General features: G+C 66.0%; 20 protein-coding genes and 1 pseudogene. 12 read left to right on the top strand and 9 right to left on the bottom strand.

All coding sequences use genetic code 11. The features are described 5' to 3' along the window. Positions 1-25: 25 nt before the first annotated feature. The 3 genes from G6N54_RS22905 to G6N54_RS22895 are packed head-to-tail and all read left to right on the top strand — an operon-like array spanning position 26 to position 2,455. Positions 26-1,171, top strand: a complete 1,146-nt coding sequence (locus G6N54_RS22905; protein ID WP_163792242.1) for an amidohydrolase family protein — start codon at positions 26-28, stop codon at positions 1,169-1,171. 1 nt (position 1,172) lies between these two features. Beyond that, positions 1,173-1,571, top strand: coding sequence for a Rieske (2Fe-2S) protein (locus G6N54_RS22900; protein WP_163792240.1), 399 nt, complete (start codon positions 1,173-1,175; stop codon positions 1,569-1,571). Positions 1,572-1,588: 17 nt separating this feature from the next. Beyond that, positions 1,589-2,455 (top strand): alpha/beta fold hydrolase, encoded by an 867-nt coding sequence (locus tag G6N54_RS22895; RefSeq protein ID WP_163792238.1) that lies wholly within the window; start codon positions 1,589-1,591, stop codon positions 2,453-2,455. Positions 2,456-2,481: 26 nt separating this feature from the next. On the opposite strand, the gene G6N54_RS22890 is transcribed toward G6N54_RS22895, so the two are convergent. Continuing rightward, entirely contained in the window at positions 2,482-2,955 is a 474-nt protein-coding gene (locus G6N54_RS22890) for a hypothetical protein (RefSeq protein ID WP_163792236.1), read from the bottom strand. Between the two features lie 36 nt (positions 2,956-2,991). Between G6N54_RS22890 and G6N54_RS22885 the strand changes: the two genes are divergently transcribed. From G6N54_RS22885 to G6N54_RS22845, 9 genes are all read left to right on the top strand, one after another. Further along, positions 2,992-4,290, top strand: coding sequence for an NADH-ubiquinone oxidoreductase-F iron-sulfur binding region domain-containing protein (locus tag G6N54_RS22885; protein ID WP_163792234.1), 1,299 nt, complete (start codon positions 2,992-2,994; stop codon positions 4,288-4,290). Then, the gene (locus tag G6N54_RS22880; protein ID WP_163792232.1) at positions 4,287-4,583 is read left to right on the top strand and encodes a ferredoxin; all 297 of its coding nucleotides are present in this window, start codon (positions 4,287-4,289) and stop codon (positions 4,581-4,583) included. The genes G6N54_RS22885 and G6N54_RS22880 overlap by 4 nt, the downstream gene beginning before the upstream one ends. A gap of 117 nt (positions 4,584-4,700) precedes the next feature. After that, positions 4,701-4,964: a hypothetical protein gene (locus G6N54_RS22875; RefSeq protein ID WP_163792230.1), complete on the top strand. Its 264-nt coding sequence runs from the start codon at positions 4,701-4,703 to the stop codon at positions 4,962-4,964. 110 nt (positions 4,965-5,074) lie between these two features. Then, positions 5,075-6,739, top strand: coding sequence for a thiolase C-terminal domain-containing protein (locus tag G6N54_RS22870; RefSeq protein WP_163792228.1), 1,665 nt, complete (start codon positions 5,075-5,077; stop codon positions 6,737-6,739). Continuing rightward, complete coding sequence (locus G6N54_RS22865; protein WP_232072926.1) at positions 6,736-7,623, top strand: alpha/beta hydrolase; 888 nt, start codon at positions 6,736-6,738, stop codon at positions 7,621-7,623. The genes G6N54_RS22870 and G6N54_RS22865 overlap by 4 nt, the downstream gene beginning before the upstream one ends. Then, on the top strand, positions 7,620-8,402 hold the full coding sequence (locus G6N54_RS22860) for an NAD(P)-dependent oxidoreductase (RefSeq protein WP_163792226.1): 783 nt from the start codon (positions 7,620-7,622) through the stop codon (positions 8,400-8,402). Before G6N54_RS22865 ends, G6N54_RS22860 begins: the two co-directional genes overlap by 4 nt. Continuing rightward, positions 8,399-9,199: an NAD(P)-dependent oxidoreductase gene (locus tag G6N54_RS22855; protein ID WP_163792223.1), complete on the top strand. Its 801-nt coding sequence runs from the start codon at positions 8,399-8,401 to the stop codon at positions 9,197-9,199. The genes G6N54_RS22860 and G6N54_RS22855 overlap by 4 nt, the downstream gene beginning before the upstream one ends. Before the next feature lie 132 nt (positions 9,200-9,331). Continuing rightward, positions 9,332-10,537 (top strand): cytochrome P450, encoded by a 1,206-nt coding sequence (locus G6N54_RS22850; protein ID WP_163792221.1) that lies wholly within the window; start codon positions 9,332-9,334, stop codon positions 10,535-10,537. 12 nt (positions 10,538-10,549) lie between these two features. Next, positions 10,550-10,750 (top strand): ferredoxin, encoded by a 201-nt coding sequence (locus G6N54_RS22845; RefSeq protein WP_085223769.1) that lies wholly within the window; start codon positions 10,550-10,552, stop codon positions 10,748-10,750. A gap of 3 nt (positions 10,751-10,753) precedes the next feature. Here the strand turns inward: G6N54_RS22845 and G6N54_RS22840 are convergent. The 8 genes and pseudogenes from G6N54_RS22840 to G6N54_RS22805 form a co-directional block, all read right to left on the bottom strand. Beyond that, positions 10,754-11,038 (bottom strand): annotated as a pseudogene (locus G6N54_RS22840) (DUF1330 domain-containing protein). A 13-nt stretch (positions 11,039-11,051) separates the two neighbouring features. Continuing rightward, the gene (locus G6N54_RS22835; protein ID WP_163792219.1) at positions 11,052-11,255 is read right to left on the bottom strand and encodes a ferredoxin; all 204 of its coding nucleotides are present in this window, start codon (positions 11,253-11,255) and stop codon (positions 11,052-11,054) included. Continuing rightward, positions 11,252-12,535 carry a cytochrome P450 gene (locus G6N54_RS22830; RefSeq protein WP_163792217.1) on the bottom strand — a complete coding sequence of 428 codons (1,284 nt, stop codon included), beginning with the start codon at positions 12,533-12,535 and terminating at the stop codon, positions 11,252-11,254. Before G6N54_RS22830 ends, G6N54_RS22835 begins: the two co-directional genes overlap by 4 nt. Positions 12,536-12,696: 161 nt before the next feature. After that, the gene (locus tag G6N54_RS22825) at positions 12,697-13,212 is read right to left on the bottom strand and encodes a hypothetical protein (protein WP_163792215.1); all 516 of its coding nucleotides are present in this window, start codon (positions 13,210-13,212) and stop codon (positions 12,697-12,699) included. Then, positions 13,209-13,838, bottom strand: coding sequence for a TetR/AcrR family transcriptional regulator (locus G6N54_RS22820; RefSeq protein ID WP_163792213.1), 630 nt, complete (start codon positions 13,836-13,838; stop codon positions 13,209-13,211). The genes G6N54_RS22825 and G6N54_RS22820 overlap by 4 nt, the downstream gene beginning before the upstream one ends. A 115-nt stretch (positions 13,839-13,953) precedes the next feature. Further along, entirely contained in the window at positions 13,954-15,102 is a 1,149-nt protein-coding gene (locus G6N54_RS22815; RefSeq protein WP_163792211.1) for a thiolase family protein, read from the bottom strand. A gap of 4 nt (positions 15,103-15,106) precedes the next feature. Beyond that, positions 15,107-15,919 (bottom strand): enoyl-CoA hydratase/isomerase family protein, encoded by an 813-nt coding sequence (locus tag G6N54_RS22810; protein WP_163794907.1) that lies wholly within the window; start codon positions 15,917-15,919, stop codon positions 15,107-15,109. After that, positions 15,916-17,082 carry an acyl-CoA dehydrogenase family protein gene (locus G6N54_RS22805; protein ID WP_163794906.1) on the bottom strand — a complete coding sequence of 389 codons (1,167 nt, stop codon included), beginning with the start codon at positions 17,080-17,082 and terminating at the stop codon, positions 15,916-15,918. The genes G6N54_RS22810 and G6N54_RS22805 overlap by 4 nt, the downstream gene beginning before the upstream one ends. Positions 17,083-17,139: the final 57 nt, after the last annotated feature.

The raw sequence follows: 17,139 nt of genomic DNA, 5'->3' as shown, positions 1-17,139 counted from the left end.
GACCTAAAAGGGCTAGGAGACCCAGATGACGTTGACCCATTCGCAGGAGCGGGTTCCCGCTACCGAGCGCATAGCCGTGCGATGCGTCGACTCGGATGTCCACCCGGCACCCAAGCGCGGCGAGCTGGTCCCGTACATCCCCGAGCCGTGGCGCAGCAAGTACTTCCTCACCCGCGCCGTGGGTGAGCAGATCTACTACGACGCGCCCGACTACGCGCACTCCTACGCGATGCGCGTGGACGCCTTTCCCGCCAACGGCGAATTCCCTTGCAGTGACCCGGATATGGCGTTTCGTCAGCTGATCATGGAGGCGGGCTCCGACATCGCGATCCTGGAACCGGCCGCCTACCCGGCGCGGCTGCCCGAAGCGCAGCACGCGATGTCGGCCGCATTGAACGACTGGCAGGCCCATCACTGGCTGGACAGTCACAACAACTGGCACGAGCGGTGGCGCGGTTCGATTTGTGCCGCCATCGAAGAGCCCGAAGAGTCCGCGCGCGAAATCGAGAAATGGGCCGGGCACCCCTTCATGGCGCAGATTCTGATCAAGGCCGAGCCGCGGCCGTCCTGGGGCCACCCGAAATACGACCCGATTTGGGCCGCCGCCACGAAGCACGACATCACGGTGAGCTGCCACCTGTCGCGCAGTCAGTTCGACGAGCTGCCGATCCCGCCGGTCGGATTCCCCAGCTACAACCACGACTTCATGGTGACCTACTCGCTGCTGGCGGCGAACCAGGTGATGAGCCTGATCTTCGACGGTGTCTTCGACCGCTTCCCCACGTTGCGGATCGTCTTCGTCGAGCACGCGTTCAGCTGGATCCTGCCGCTGATGTGGCGGATGGACGCGATCTACGACGCCCGCAAGTCGTGGGTCGACATCAGGCGCAAACCATCCGAGTACGTCAAGGACCACATCAAGTTCACCACCCAACCGCTGGACTACCCGGAAGACAAGACCGAGCTGACCCGCGCGCTGGAATGGATGGAGTGCGAGAAGATCCTGCTGTTCTCCTCGGACTACCCGCACTGGACGTTCGACGACCCGCGCTGGTTGGTCAAGCACCTGCCCAAGCACGCCCGCGACGCGGTGATGTACAAGAACGGCATCGCGACCTACCACCTGCCCGAGACCGTCCCGGTGCTCGAGGGTCAGACCCGGGTGCTCTGAATTGTCAGAAGAAGCGAAACGGCCCGAGCCACGTCTCGCCCAGGGCCGCGAGCACGTTGTCGCCACCGTAGACGAGATTCCGCCGGGCAAGCACAAGCTGGTACCGATCGGACGGCACGGCGTGGGTGTCTACAACGTCAACGGCACCTTCTACGCCATCGCGAATTACTGTCCGCACGAGGGCGGTCCGCTGTGCTCGGGGCGCCCCCGCGGCCGGACGGTCGTCGACGAGAGCGTGCCCGGCGACGCGGTGATGGTGCGGGACCTGGAGTTCATCTACTGTCCTTGGCACCAATGGGGTTTCGAACTGGCGACCGGCACCACCGCGGTCAAGCCGGAGTGGAGTATCCGCACCTATCCGGTGCGAGTCGTCGGCAACGACATTCTGGTACAGGCCTAACTACACAGGAGAATCGCGTGCCTTCAATCGAGATCAACGGGGGAAATGTCGTTTACGAAATCCTCGGCGACTCAGGAGATCTCATTGCATTGACGCCCGGAGGGCGATTCAGCAAGGAGATCGAGGGTTTGCGCCCACTCGCCGACGCGCTGGCCGCGGGCGGCTACCGAGTGCTGCTGTGGGACCGGCCCAACTGCGGTGCCTCCGACGTGCAGTTCTACGGGCAGAGCGAATCACACATGCGCGCCGAGACCCTGCACAAGCTGGTGACCGGACTGGGTTTCGCGCGCTGCATCCTCGCCGGCGGATCCGGTGGCGCAAGGGATTCCATGCTGACCACGATGCTCTACCCCGAGATGGTCACCAAGCTGGTGGTGTGGAATATCGTCGGCGGCATCTATGGCAGCTTCGTGCTCGGCTCCTTCTACATCATCCCGAGCATTCTCGCGGTGCGCGGCACCGGGATGGACGGCGTGGTACAGGTGCAGGAATGGCGCGACCGGATCGCGGAGAACCCGGCCAACAAACAGCGGTTCCTCGACTTCGACAAGGACGATTTTCTCAAGGTCATGCTGCGCTGGCTCAACGCTTTCGTCTCCAAGCCGGGGCAGACGATTCCCGGTGTCGAGGACGAAATGTTCGACCGGATAAAGGTTCCCACGCTGATCATTCGCGGTGGCGAGAACGACATGGATCACCCGAAGCGGACGTCGCTGGAAGTCAGCTGCCTGATCAAGGGGTCGAAGCTGATCGACCCGCCCTGGCCCGAGGACGCCTGGGAGCGTGCATCCGAGGACCGCGCGGCCGGCCGGGTGAAGCACTTCAACATGTTCGACACCTGGGTGCAGGCGGCACCCCCGATTCTGGAATTCCTGAGCTCGTAATGGCGCTACGTCGTCGTTCGGTTTTCCTACCGCGTGCGAATCTGGACCTCGCAGTTGAGCGACGCTTCCAGCGCGGTGTGGACTCGGCTTTCCGGAATGCGTTCGAGGTCCGCCTCCCGAAGCGTCACGTGAACGATGTCGAATCCGTCCTCGCCGGGGGTACGCACAATATCACCGGTGAGGCCGAACGCGGACAGTACGCCGTGCGCGTCCTCGTCGGTCCCGCGGCTGACGAAGGTGATCACACCCGGGGCTGGTATGACGTTGAATACTTTGGTGCACAACATGATTGCGGTTTCCCGGGCCCTGTCGCCGTCTTCGGCCGCGACGAGCACTTCGACTTCGCGGCGGCTGACCGGCATCGACGCGAGATCGTTGCAGACCACGCCGGCGCCGACCTCGGCCGCGAGCGTAAGGAGCGCTGCCATGCCATCACGTAGTTGCGCCGGCGTGAGCACGCTGTCCGGGTCAACGTTGACACGCACCACGGCGGTTCGCATGTGCGCAAGCCTAACTAAGACAGTGGCAGGCCAGCTTTGAACACCACCCAGTCCACGCCCATCACCACCGCCACCCTGCCCGGGTGCACGCCGCGGCTGCTCATCGAAGAAGGCCGCGAGGACCTCGCAGCCTATCAACGGCGGGGCGGCTACCGACCCCTCGCCGACGCCGAGGCATTGCTGAGCGAAGTCGACGCCAGCGGGCTCGTGGGCCGCGGCGGTGCCGCCTTCCCGCTTGCGGTCAAATTACGGACGGTGCGCGACAACGGGCGCCTGGTCACCGGTGGCCCCGTCGTCATCGCGAATGGCGAAGAGGGAGAACCGGCTTCGGTCAAGGACCGCTGGCTGCTGCGCAACCGCCCTCACTTGATCCTGGATGGACTGCGGCTGGCCGCCGCGGTCGTGGCCGCCGAACGCGCCTACGTCTATGTGTCCGACCCCGAATCGGCGCACAGCGTCGAAGCCGCGCTCGGCGAGCTCGAGCCCGATACCCTCGGCGTCGGCGTGCAGGTACCGACCGTCGCGCCCGGATACGTGGCCGGCGAAGAGACCGCGGCGGTCAGGATGATCAACGGCGGCCAGGCCAAACCGACCGACAAGCCGCCGCGCCCCTTCGAAGCCGGCGTCGATGATCGGCCCACGCTGGTCAGCAATGTCGAGACGCTGGCCAATCTGCCCCACCTGCAGGGCCACGGCGCGGCGGAGTTCCGAGCGCAAGGCACGTCGTTGTCGCCCGGCACATTTTTGGCCACCATCACCGGTGGCGGCAAGCCGCCGGTTCTCTACGAGCTCCCCCACGGCCTGACCTTCACCGAATTGCTTGCCCTGCACGGGATTTCTCCCGAGCAGCTGCGCGGAGCGCTGATGGGCGGCTATTTCGCGGGCCTGCTCAACCGCACCGTGCTGGAGACCTCGCTGGACCACGAGACGATGCGGCGCTTCGGCAGCGGTCTGGGTTGCGGCGCGGTATCGCTGATCACCGACGATTGCCCGGTCGCGGTCGCGGCCGCGGTGCTGGCCTACTTCGATCGCGAAAACGCCGGGCAGTGCGGGTCGTGCTTCAACGGCACGGCGGCGATGGCGGCCGCCGCCGGGGCCCTGCGCGACGGCGCCGCCACCACGGAGGACGTCGACCGGTTGCGCCGCTGGTCTGTGCTGCTGCGCGGTCGCGGGGCCTGCGCGACGCTGGATGCCGCCACCAACATCGCCGCCAGCCTGCTCGATCAGTTCCCGGCCGAAGTCACCGCACATCTCGACGGCACCTGCCCGGACTGCGCCGGCGGCGCGTTCCGCGCCGACCGACCGTACGAGGCAGAAGCTGTGCGGCGCGCATGAAAATCCGCCTGGACCGCACCATTTGCGACGGCTTCGGCGTCTGCGCGAAGCACGCGCCCGGATACTTCTCGCTCGACGACTGGGGATACGCATCCCTGATCGGGGACGGCAGCGTCGCCGAAGCGGATCGTGACGCGGTGATGCGGGCACTGCTGGACTGCCCGGTGCACGCGATCACCGAGCTCGGCGAGCGCAGATTCCCCGCCCCCGAGCCGCCACTCACCGACGCGGACGATCCGGCCGAGCGTCTCAAAACCGAAGACAACGAAGCCGAATGGGGCTTCACGCGCTGAACTTTGGTTCGTGCTTTTTTGGGCGCATGACTGCCCGCCCGATCGGCAATGGCACGGATGGTGTCAACGAAATAAGCTGGACGAATCAGGGTCGGGATGCCCAACGGGAGGCCCACCATGGGGTGGTTTATTCGTGGTTCGACCGTCGCCATCGCGGTCATTTTCGCCGCGCTGGCGATGCCGGCAATTGGCATCGCGGCGCCGGGTATCGGTACGGCGCAGTGCCAATCCATGAACATGTCGTGGAATGAGGGGACCGGCGAGTGCACGCAGCCGCCACCGCCACCGCCACGGCCCTGGTGGTCACCGAACGCACCGATGTGGAGTGTCGGCTTTCACCAGTGGGGCGCCTATTTCGACGGCGTCTGGGTGCCGTACTGACGGCGGACCCCGCCTCACCTGATGTGCAGGCGTCTGGATCGCGCCCGGCCCCGGTGATAACGTAATTCTCCAATTTGCATAATGGTCCTACCGGGACTCGCGGAGGTGACGTGTCAGCAGCGCCGGGCCGTCCATTGCCCCAAGTCACGCTGGAGAACGAGTTTTTCTGGACCTCGGGTGCCGACGGAAAGCTACGGCTGCAGGAATGCAAGGCCTGCGCATCCCTGATTCATCCGCCGGCGCCGGTATGCCGCTACTGCCGCTCGCTCGATGTGGGGGTGCGCGCGGTCTCCGGCAAGGCGTCGCTCGCGGGATTCACGATCAACGAGCGGTTCAGTCTGCCCGGGCTGGTGGCGCCCTATGTGATCGCGCAGGTGGCGATCGCCGAGGACCCCCGCGTGCGGCTGACCACCAACGTCGTCGACTGCGACCCCGATCGACTCGAGCTGGGTCAACAGGTCGAGGTGGTCTTCGAACAGGTCGAGGACGTTTGGTTTCCGCTGTTTCGGCCGATTTCGGACGCCCAGCCGGCCGCGCCGCCCGTCGACGAGATCGCGCCAGAACGCTTCGGCGAATACGTCCGGCCGAAACTCACCGCGGAGAAGTTCGAGGACAAGGTCGCGCTGACCGGGATCGGCATGTCGCCGATCGGGCGCCGGCTGATGCAGCCGCCGCTGGCGCTGACAGTGCTGGCCTGCGAGGCGGCCATCGCCGACGCCGGACTGACGTACGCCGACATCGATGGGCTGTCGACCTACCCCGGCGCGATCAATGTCGCTGGTATCGGGGAGGGCGGCGTGACGGCTCTCGAGGGCGCGCTGGGCATTAGGCCGACGTGGCACAACGGCGCCATGGAGACGTTCGGCCCTGGCGGCTCCGTGATCGCCGCGATGCTCGCGGTCGCCTGTGGACTGGCGCGTCACGTGCTGTGCTTCCGCACGCTGTGGGAAGCCACCAACAGCGAGCTGATGAAGCAGGGCAAGATCGCCCCCGCCCATGGTTCAGCGGGACGGATGTCGGGCTGGCAGATGCCATTCGGCGCCACCTCGGCGGCACACACGTTGGCGATGAACGCGCAGCGCCACTTCCACCGGTGCGGCACCACCAAAGAAGCGCTGGGCTGGATCGCGTTGAACCAGCGCGCCAACGCCGAACTCAACCCGACCGCTATCTACCGGACCCCGATGACGATGGACGACTACCTCAACGCGCGTCCCATCACCACGCCGTTCGGCCTGTACGACTGCGACGTGCCGTGCGACGGCGCGATAGCCGTCATCGTTTCCGCCGTCGACGCCGCCCGCGACCTGGCCAAACCGCCGGTGCTGGTGGAAGCGGTCGGGACGCAGATCATCGAGCGACTCGACTGGGACCAGAGCACGCTGACTCATGAGCCTCAGGTGCTGGGTCAGTCCGCGCACGTGTGGACGCGGACCTCGCTACGGCCGGCGGACGTCGACGTGGCCGAGCTGTACGACGGGTTTTCGTTCAACTGCCTGTCCTGGATCGAGGCGTTGGGCTTCTGCGGAATCGGTGAGGCCAAGGACTTTCTGGACGGCGGCAAGAACATCGCCCGCGACGGCCCGCTGCCGCTGAACACTCACGGCGGCCAACTGTCGCACGGCCGCACCCACGGCATGGGCTTGCTGCACGAGGCGATCACGCAGCTGCGTGGCGAGGCAGGAGATCGTCAGGTCGCCGGAGCCCGCGTCGGCGTGGTCAGCAGTGGCGGCCTCACTCCCAGCGGCGTGCTGTTGCTCCGGTCCGACACATGAGTAGCGCGCCGACTCCGCGCCCCCGGTTGGTGATCGTCGACGGGGTGCCGATGTCGGCGCTGGTCTGCGAAGCCCCCGACCCCAAGGCCGTGATCGTGGCCGTCCACGGCGGTGGCACCACCGCCGTCTACTTCGACTGCCCGGGCCACCCGTCGTATTCGCTGTTACGCACCGGCGCGGCAGCGGGATTCACCGCGGTGGCGCTCGACCGGCCTGGCTACGGTAGCTCGGCGCCCTACCCGGAGGCGATGGTCGAGGGCGACCAGCGCGTCAACCTGGCATACGGTGCGCTGGACCGCATCATCGGCGAACGACCAAGCGGCGCGGGCCTGTTCGTGATGGGTCATTCGGGCGGCTGTGAGCTGACGATGCGGATGGCCGCCGACGACCGCGGCGCCGATCTGCTGGGCATCGAATTGGCCGGCACCGGGCGGCATTACCACCCCGAGGCCAAGGAAATACTCAAGACGGCTACCCGCGAACGCCGCCCGTCGGGCATGCGCGACCTGCTGTGGAGCCCGGAGCACATGTATCCGCCCGAGGTCCTCGGCGGTGCGACGGTATCCCCATCGGCGCCGGCGTATGAGGACCAGATGGTGTCGGACTGGGCCCGTCAAACCTTCCCGTCGCTGGCCCCCGCCGTGCGGGTGCCGGTGCACTTCAGCATCGCCGAACACGAAAAGGTTTGGCAGGACGATGATTCGGCGGTGCAGGAGATCACCGCGATGTTTTCCTCCGCGCCGCGCTTCACCGTGCACCGGCAACTCGATCCCGGCCACAACATCAGCCTGGGTCACTCTGCCCCGCAATACCACGCGGAGGTTCTCGGGTTCGTCGACGAGTGCGTGACCGCGCATTCGACGGAGGAAGAGGCTGCCGGATGAAAGTCGGGTTCATCGGGTTGGGCAGCCAGGGCGGCCCCATGGCCCGGCGGATCGTCGAGGGCGGCTTCGCAACCACACTGTGGGCGCGCCGACCCACATCGGTCGAGCCGTTCGCCGACACCTCGGCGGAAATCGCTTCTTCGCCGGCCGAACTCGCCGCGGCCAGCGATCTGGTGTGCCTCTGCGTGGTCGGCGACGCCGATATCGAGGAGATCGTCAGTGGTGAGCACGGGCTGCTCGCCGGCCTCAAGTCCGGCAGCGTGATCGCGGTGCACAGCACCGTGCATCCCAACACCTGCAAGGGACTGGCTAAAGAGGTTGGCAGCAAAGGTATTTCGGTGATCGACGCGCCGGTTAGCGGCGGCGGTCCGGCCGCCGCCGAGGGCCGTCTGATGGTGATGGTCGGCGGTGATGTTGACGCCGTCGACCGCTGCCGCCCGGTCTTCGAAACCTATGGCGATCCGGTCGTCCATCTCGGCGAACTAGGCACCGGCCAAACCACCAAGCTGCTCAACAACTTGCTGTTCACCGCCAACCTGGGAACCGCGGCCACCGCGTTATCGCTGGCGAAGTCCCTGGGCGTTTCTCCGGAACGGCTCGTCGAAGTAATCTCGCGTGGCAGCGGAAACAGTTTCGCGCTCAACGTCATTGGCGATGAGGGCACTCTGGACCGGCTGGCCGGCCTGGCGGGCACACTGCTGCAGAAGGACGTGCGGCTGGTCGTCGACCTCGCCGAGGCGGCCGACGCCGCACTGACCATGATGAATCACCCGCGGTGAAAGTCGGGTTCGTCGGCGCCGGGCGGATGGGCCGCCCGATGGTCGCACGTCTCGCCGCGGCCGGCCACGACGTCCGGGTGTTGATCCGCGGGGCGAGCGACCCAACCAAGCTCGAGGCACTCGGGGCAACCGCCGTGACCGCGGTGACCGACGCGGCCGCGGGGGCCGACGTGGTGGTGCTGTGCGTGTTCACCGACGAGCAGGTACGCCAGGTCTGCCTGGACGGCGCCCTGCTGTCCAAGATGCCGCCAGGCTCGACGCTGGTGGTGCATACCACCACCAGCCCCACAACGATCGAGGCCATCGCCGCCCACACCGACCGTGTCGAGGTCGTCGATGCGCCGGTCAGCGGCGGCCCGCATGACATCGCGGCGGGAACGCTCACCCTGTTCGTCGGCGGCGCGGATGACGCGGTGGCACGGCTGCAACCGGTATTGGCCTGCTACGGCGATCCGGTGCTGCACGTCGGCCCCCGCGGCGCTGGTCAGACGGTCAAGCTGGTCAACAATGCGCTGTTCGCCGGGCACATCGGGTTGCTCGCGGAGTCAGTCCGGCTGGGCGAGCGCCTGGGCGTGCCGGAATCGACGGTGCTGGGCGCGCTCGCGCATGGCAGCACGACCAGCCGGGTGCTCGACATCGTCGCGGCCAGCGGCTCCGTCGCGGGGTTCATCGAGGTGGCCGGGGAATTCGTCCGGAAAGACGTGGCGGTCGTGCGCAGCATCGCCGAAGAGCTCGGCAGCGACCTCGGTGCCCTCGACACCGTCATCGATGCCCTCGATGTCGGCGGAAAGGTCTGACATGACGGCACTCCCGTTCTTTCCGAGGTTCTTCCCGGTTCGCGACGAAAGCGCTACCGTTAGCTTTACAGTCAGGCATTCGACCGTAACGGTTCCAGCCCGCCCTAACCCTCGCCGCTGAGGAGCATGTCAGTGACAAAGCCGAAGCTCATCTTCGACCCGTACTCCGAGGACTACTACAACAACCCGTTCGACATATATCGACGGATGCGCGAGGACGCGCCGTTGTATTACGACGAGAAGGAAGACTTCTACGCACTGACTCGCCATGAGGACGTCGCGGCGGCATTCAAAGACTTCGAGACGTACTCCTCGGCGCGCGGCTGCGACCTGGCGATGGTGCGCAGAGGCATCTCCCCGGAGCAGAAGTCGATCATCTTCATGGACCCGCCCGAGCACCGCCACATGCGCAGCCTGCTCAACAAGGCGTTCACGCCGCGGGCGATTCAATCGCAACTGGAAACAATCCACGAGGTGATCGACAAGTACCTCGGCGCCCTCGATCCCGACCACTTCGACGTCGTGCAGGACTTCTCCGGACCGTTCCCGGTGGAGGTCATCACCCGGATGGCCGGGGTGCCAGAGGAATACCGGCAGCAGGTGCGCCACTGGATCGACACCAGCCTGCATCACGAACCCGGGCAGATCGAGGTCAGCGAAGCCGGCATGCAGGCCAACATCGAGACCGCGATGTACTACTTCGGCCTGATCCAGGAGCGGCGGGCGGACCCGCAGGACGACATGATCAGCAGGCTGATCGCGGCCGAGATCCCCGGCGAGGACGGTCAGCCCCGCAAACTCGACGACATCGAAATCACCGGCTTCGCGACCCTTTTGGGTGGGGCAGGCGCCGAGACCGTCACCAAGCTGATCGGCAACGCCGCAGTCATCTTCGCCCGTCACCCCGACCAGTGGCAGAAGCTGCAGGACGATCCCGGCAAGATTCCCGGCGCGGTGGAGGAACTGCTGCGCTACGAGGGACCGGTGCAATACAACGTCCGCTACACGCTGAAGGAAGCACACGTCAGCGGCGGTGTGATTCCGCCGTTCAAGCCGGTGTTCCTGCGCGGCGCCGCGGCCAACCGAGATCCCGAAGCCTTCACGGACGCCGACACATTCGATATCGAGCGCGACCAGACCGAGGCGCAGCACCTCGGTCTCGGCTACGGAATTCACAGCTGCCTGGGCGCGGCGCTGGCTCGACTGGAAAGCCGAATCGCGCTGGAGCGGCTGGTCGAATTCATGCCGCGTTACGAGGTGGATTGGTCCGGGTGCAAACGAGTGAACATGCAAAACGTCGCGGGCTGGAAAAGCGTGCCCGTCAAAGTCCTTCGATAAAAGGGGGCCGTGATGACGAGGAAAATCGAAGTCGATTGGGGACTCTGCGAGAGCAACGGTGTCTGCATGGGCATCAATCCGGAGATCTTCGAACTCGGTGACGACGACATGCTCACCGTCCACCAAGAAGAAGTCACACCGGAGAACGAGGCGGACGTCCGCGAAGCCGTCCGTCAATGCCCAAGGCAGGCAATCGCGATCGTCGGAGAGTAGCGGTCAGAATCCGCAGAGGATGACCGCATTGCAGTCGGCGGCTGCCTGGCGCAGTTTCGCCGCCTTCTAGTAACCCTCGGATTCATACCACGCGTGGGCTGCCTCGACGGACTCGAACTGCAGCACGATTGTCTGGTCGCCGTGCCAGTCGCCCTCGACGACTTTGGGCGCCGTGTCGACCGCGAGCACGGTGGCGCCGCTCATCGTGCCTCCGGCGGCCTGGGCATAGGCCTTCATGCCCTCCGGGTCCTTGATGGCCTCGGTGAGGATAACGTATTCTTTAGGCATTAATCTCCTTGTCTCACAGTATATTTCGTTGTCTCTCGCTGATAGCCTGCTCAGGACAGCACTCGATGGCCTCCTGGATGGGCGCTTCCAATTCTGTTGGAATATCGGAATCTATCGCTTCGGCGTAGCCGTCGTCGGTGAGGCTGAACACGTCCGGGCACAGCGTCAGGCACATACCGTGACCGCGACAGCGTTGGTCGTCTACCCAAACCTTCATGCCAGCGTGAACTCCAGGTGCAATTCGGCGAGACCACGCAGGATATAGGTCGGAACATATTGGTAGCGGCGATCATTCGCCGACCCGTGCACGTCCTCGTTGATCCTGATGTCCGTCGTGCGATCCAGCAGCCGCTCGATGGCCACGCGAGTTTCGGCCCGCGCCAGCGGCGCGCCGGGGCAGCTGTGAATGCCGCGCCCGAACGAGATGTGCTGGCGAGCATTCTTGCGGGCCGGATCGAATGTGGTGGGGTCTTCGAACCGGCGCGGGTCGCGGTTGGCGGCGGCCTGCACGATCATCACGGTAGTTCCGGCAGGCAGGTCGACGCCTCCGACGTTGACGGGCCGCCGGTTCATCCGGAAGTCGCCCTTGACCGGGCTCTCGTGACGCAGCGACTCTTCGATGAAATTGGGCAGCAAGCTGCGGTCCTTGCGCAGCTGGGCCTGGATGTCGGGGCGCTCCCCGAGCGTCTGCAGCGCGGCACCGAGCAGCCGCACCGTGGTCTCCTGGCCCGCGGAGAAGACGTTGGCGGCAACGCGCGCGACGTCTTCGACCTCCGGTGTCGAACCGTCCGGGAAGGTGGCGGTCGCCAGGCCGGTCAGCACGTCGTCGCGGGGCTCGCGGCGGCGGTCGGAGACATAGTCGGAGAACAGGCCATACAGGAATTCCAGCGGACTGTGCGACAGCGACTCCTTGCCGGTGCCCCCGATGCCGCCACCGGCGTGCTCGGCGATGCCCTTGACGAACTTGTCACGGTCTTCCATCGGCACGCCCAGCAAATCGGCGATGACCAAGAGGGTGAACGGGCCGGCGAAGCCCTTGATCCATTCGCCGTGCCCCGGCGCAAGGAATTCGTCGAGCGCCCGATCGGCGAGCGCCCACATGGCGTCCTCGTTCTCCTTGAGGCGCTTGGGGGTGATCAGCCGCATCAGCAGGGACCGGTGGTTGGTGTGCGTCGGCGGGTCGAGGGTGGGCAGTTGGTCGCTGAACGGCAGCTCGTCGCGATGCTCTTCGATCAGGCCGGTGATGTCGCTGTTTTCCAGGCCCGCGAGGCTGACCGGAAAGCCCGGGAACGGTCCGGTCACCGAGATGCAGGAGGACCAGGTATCGGCGTCATTGAGCACCGCGCAGGCTTCCTCCCAGCCCGTCACCATCGTGACCCCGTGGTGGTCTTCCCGGGCCACCGGGCACTGCTCGCGCAGCGACTCGTAGTAGGGGTACGGGTCCGCGACGAGCTCCTTGCCGCGGAAGAAGTCCAACTTGGAGAAGTCGTTCGTCATCTTGCTCCATTCGAATCTCAGCAGTGAGAATGATCCTCTCGAAGGCGAGTATTAGATTTCCGCACGGCGTGATTGTCGTCAACGAGGGTGCGGCTACCGGGCGGGGACTGGATAGTGAACTGCCGGCAGAACCCGGGACGCGAGCTGGTCGGCGACGGGAATCAGCCGGCTGGGACCAGGTCGGCAGCCACCGACGGGCAGGCCAGCAGCCCGCTGCGGAAGTTTTCGGTATGACCGATCGAGTGTTCGGGCATGGCCGCGGCGGCCAGCGCCTTGCCCTTGAACGTCTGCGCGGCCGTGCTCAGTCGGTGCTGCACCAGGCCGACGCTGCCGTCGAGCTCCGCGGGCCAGGTGTTTCCCCACAGCGTGACCTCGGTGACGCCATGGTCGAGGGCCCGCAAGACGCCTTGCCGGACCCGCGAGTCGCAGCCGACCAGGTCCGCCGCGGCCGCCAGGGCCTGCGGGTGGGGACGATCGTCGACCGATTCCAGCGCGTGCTCCAGGTCGAGGGTGCGGGCCCCGATGATCTGCAGCGGACGGAGATCGGGGTGGTCGGCCAGGTCGGTGAGCAGCACGGTGACGTCCCATCCGGCCATCGACCGGTCGAACAGCCATCCCCCGGCGTACCGCACCACGTCGACCACGCCGGAGGCGACGACGTCGAGCCGGTACCTCATGTCGTGCTCGGCGGTTTGCTCACTGTCGTCTTCGAGGGAGCGAAGTCCCGCGCCAGCGTCTCGGCGTACTGCTTGAACACCTCGGCCAGAGGTGTCGAAGGATCGAGCAACCATGTGGTTTCCATTCCGTGGACGAAGGCGAGTATTTCCACTGCCTTGATGGCGGGGTCTATGTCCGCGCGGTAACGGCCGTCGGCCTGACCGGTACGGATCAGCTCGGCGACGATGTCGACGGCTTGCCGATGCCGGTCGAGCATGCGGTCGTGCAGCGGGGCGTCGGGGAGGACGTTCTCGACCAGCAGCACCGTGAACGCTCCGACCGATTCGGGCGCCCGGCTGAATCGGTCCGCCACCGCGGAGATCTGGGCCAACAGGTCGCCGGTCCGGTCGGCGTGCGAATCGTCGTCCTGGTCGCGGGCGTCCAGGACCGCGTGCAGCAACTGCTCCTTGGACGCGAAGTGATGCAGCAGCCCCGCGGGGGTGACGCCGGCCTCGCCGGCGATCTGGGCCAAGGTGGTGTTGCGCCAGCCGTTGCGGGTGAGGAGGCGCTGCGCGACCGCGAGGATCCGCTCCTTGCGGTCCTCACCTTTGGCGAGAAGTGTGTCGTAACGCCGTGCGTCGGGCACCAGACTCCTTTGACAGATTGGCGGGCCGAACCAACCTAGTGAACACACAGTAGGTAGGTTTGCGCCGCTGTGACAAGGGTCTCACGCGGACTCTTAAAAAGGATTTCGTTCGGCGTCAGGCGACCAGCTCGACCAGAGTGGCATTGGCCGTGCCCCCGCCCTCACACATGGTCTGCAGTCCGTAGCGAATCCCGTTATCGCGCATGTGGTGCACCAACCGCGTCATCAGCACCGCGCCGGACGCGCCCAGCGGGTGCCCCAGCGCGATCGCGCCGCCCAGCGGATTGACCCGGCTCGGATCGGCGCCGGTCTCGACGATCCATGCCAGCGGAACCGGCGCGAAGGCCTCGTTGACCTCGAACGCGCCGACTTCCGCCAGCGGGACGCCGGCCTTGTTGAGCACCTTCTCGGTGGCCGGAATGGGGCCGGTGAGCATCAGCACCGGATCCGCTCCGGTGACAGCCCCGGCGCGGTAACGCACGATGGGCGCCAACCCAAGATTGAGCGCCATCTCCGACGTCATCACCAGCAGCGCCGCCGCACCGTCGGAGATCTGCGAGGAGTTGCCCGCGTGGATCATGCCGTCTTCGGTGAACGCGGGCTTGAGCGCGGCCAGCTTCTCGACGCTGGTGCCCCGTCGCACGCCCTCGTCGGCGTTGACGATCGATCCGTCCTCGACGAACACCGGGACCATCTGCTCGATGAAGGCTTTGGCGTCCTGGGCCGCCGCGGCCCGCTCGTGCGACTGGGCGGAGTACTCGTCGAGCTGGGTGCGTGAGAAGCCCCACTTCTTGGCGATCATCTCCGCCGACAGACCCTGGTTGAACGAGAAGTCGTCGTAGCGGGCTAGAACTCTCGGTCCATAGGGCATGCCGGTTGCCCTGGCCGCACCCAGCGGAACCCGGCTCATGACCTCAACACCGCCGGCGACGACGACGTCTTGCTGGCCCGACATCACCGCCTGCACCGCGAAGTCGAGGGCCTGCTGGCTGGACCCGCAGGCCCGGTTGACCGTCGTCCCCGGGATGCTCTCCGGCCAGCCGGCGGCCAGCACCGCGTAGCGCCCGATGTTGCTGGACTGGTCGCCGACCTGGGAGACGCATCCCCAGATCACGTCGTCGACGATGTCCGGCCCTACCCCGGCGCGCTCCATCAGCTCGTTGAGGACGATCGCGGACAGGTCCGCGGCGTGCATGCTCGACAGCCCGCCATTGCGCTTTCCGACCGGCGTGCGCACCGCCTCGACGATGACCGTCTCTCGCATACCTCTACTCCGATTCCCGCTCAGATTTCGATAGCGCCCACCCACCAGTAAACGTCGGTTCCCGTCGCTCGCTGAAGGCGGCGTACGCCGCGGCCGCATCCACTGTCGCAAAATTGCCGATCTGTGCGCGCGCCTCGTTGGCCAGCGCGTCGCGCAGGGTGCTGTCGGCGCCCTCGTTCAGCAGCGCCTTGGTCTGCGCGAGCGCGAATGGCGGCCCGGCCGCGAGCCGGCCGGCAAGGTCCTCGACAAAGGCGTCGATGTGGTCGGGGGGCACCACCCAGGTGACCAGATTCATCGCCAGGGCTTCCGCGGCTTCGATGGTCTCCGCCAACAGTGCTAGCCGCTTAGCCTGTTGTAGGCCGACGAGTTTCGGCAAAAGCCAGGACCCGCCCAGGTCGATCGACAAGCCGCGCTTGGAAAAGATCTGGGAGAACGACGATTCCGGCGTCGCGACCACCAGATCGCAGCCCAGCGCCAGATTCCACCCGGCTCCGACGGCGACGCCCGTCACCTTGGCTACCGTCGGAATCGGCAGCTCGTGTAGCGCCAACGCCACGTCGGTCAGGCGCGCCAGCTTGTACTTCGGGTGGACGTCATCCGGAATCCCGATGTCGGCGCCGGAGCAGAACGCCCCGCCCGCACCGGTGATCACCAGCGCACGCACGCTGCCGTCGCGGCCCGCGGCGTGCAGCGCGTCGCGCAACGCGACCCACAGCTCGGGGTTGATAGCGTTTTTGCGGCGCGGACGGTTGAGGGTCAGCGTGCGCACCCCGGCGCGGTCCTCGGATAGCAGCACGGGCCCTTCGGCGGACGTCAGTAGCTCCTCGGCAGTTTGAGGACATTGGATCCCAGGAAGTTCAGGATCATCTCCTGGCTGACCGGTGCGATCTTCATCAATCGCGCCTCACGGAAGTAGCGCGTGATGTGGTATTCCTCCGCGTAGCCCATACCGCCATGGGTTTGCAAGGCTCGGTCCGCGGCGGCAAAACCGGCATCGGCGCAAAGGTACTTCGCGGTATTCGCTTCGCGCCCACAGGGTTTGCCGTTGTCGTAGAGCCAGGTGGCTTTGCGTAACATCAGCTCGGCGGCGTCGAGACGGGCCAGCGAATCCGCGAGCGGAAACTGCAGGCCCTGGTTCATGCCGATCGGCCGGCCGAAGACCTCACGCTCGTTGCCGTACTTCACCGCTTTTTCCAGTGCCACCCGACCGATCCCCAGCGCCTCGGCCGCGATCAGCATCCGCTCGGGATTCAGGCCATCGAGGATGTACTGAAAACCCTTGCCTTCCTCGCCAACGCGGTCCTCGACCGGCACCTCGAGGTTGTCGATGAACAGCTCGTTGGAGCTGACGGCGTTGCGGCCCATCTTCCGGATCGCCCGGATGTCGACGCGGCTGCGGTCGAGGTCGGTGAGGAACAGCGTCATGCCGTCGGTCTTCTTGGTGACCTCGTCATAGCTCTTGGTGCGGGTCAGCAGCAGGATCTTGTCGGACTCCATCGCCTTGGAGATCCACACCTTGCGGCCGTTGACGATGTAGCGGTCCCCGTCGCGCTTGGCGAACGTGGTGATGCGCGAAGTGTCAAGCCCGGCACCGGGTTCGGTGACCCCGAAGCAGACGTGCACCTCACCGTTGGCGACCGTCGGCAGCGTGCGCGCCTTGAGTTCGTCGGAGCCGTGCACGACGACCGGCTGCATGCCGAAGATCGACAGGTGAATCGCGCTGGCCGCGTTCATCGCCCCGCCGGACTTGGCGACCTCTTCGAGCAGCAGTGTGGCTTCGGTGATTCCGAGGCCGTGGCCCCCGTATTCGGTCGGAATCGTCATGCCAAGCCAGCCACCCTGGGCTATGGCGGCATAGAACTCTGTCGGAAATTCGTGCGCCTGGTCCTTCTCCATCCAGTACTGGTCATCGAATTTCCGCGCCAGTTCGGCGACCGACTTGCGGATCAGCTCCTGGTCGTCGGTCAGCTCGAAACTCATCCCAACGCCGGGCACTGCTAGATCTCCTTAGGTCGACATGCGCCGGTGCACCAGGGT

The organism is Mycobacterium stomatepiae (assembly GCF_010731715.1).
In the GTDB taxonomy this organism is placed as follows: domain Bacteria; phylum Actinomycetota; class Actinomycetes; order Mycobacteriales; family Mycobacteriaceae; genus Mycobacterium; species Mycobacterium stomatepiae.
The sequence above is the reverse complement of the archived record's forward strand: the minus strand, read 5'-3'. Positions and strand labels throughout refer to the sequence as shown.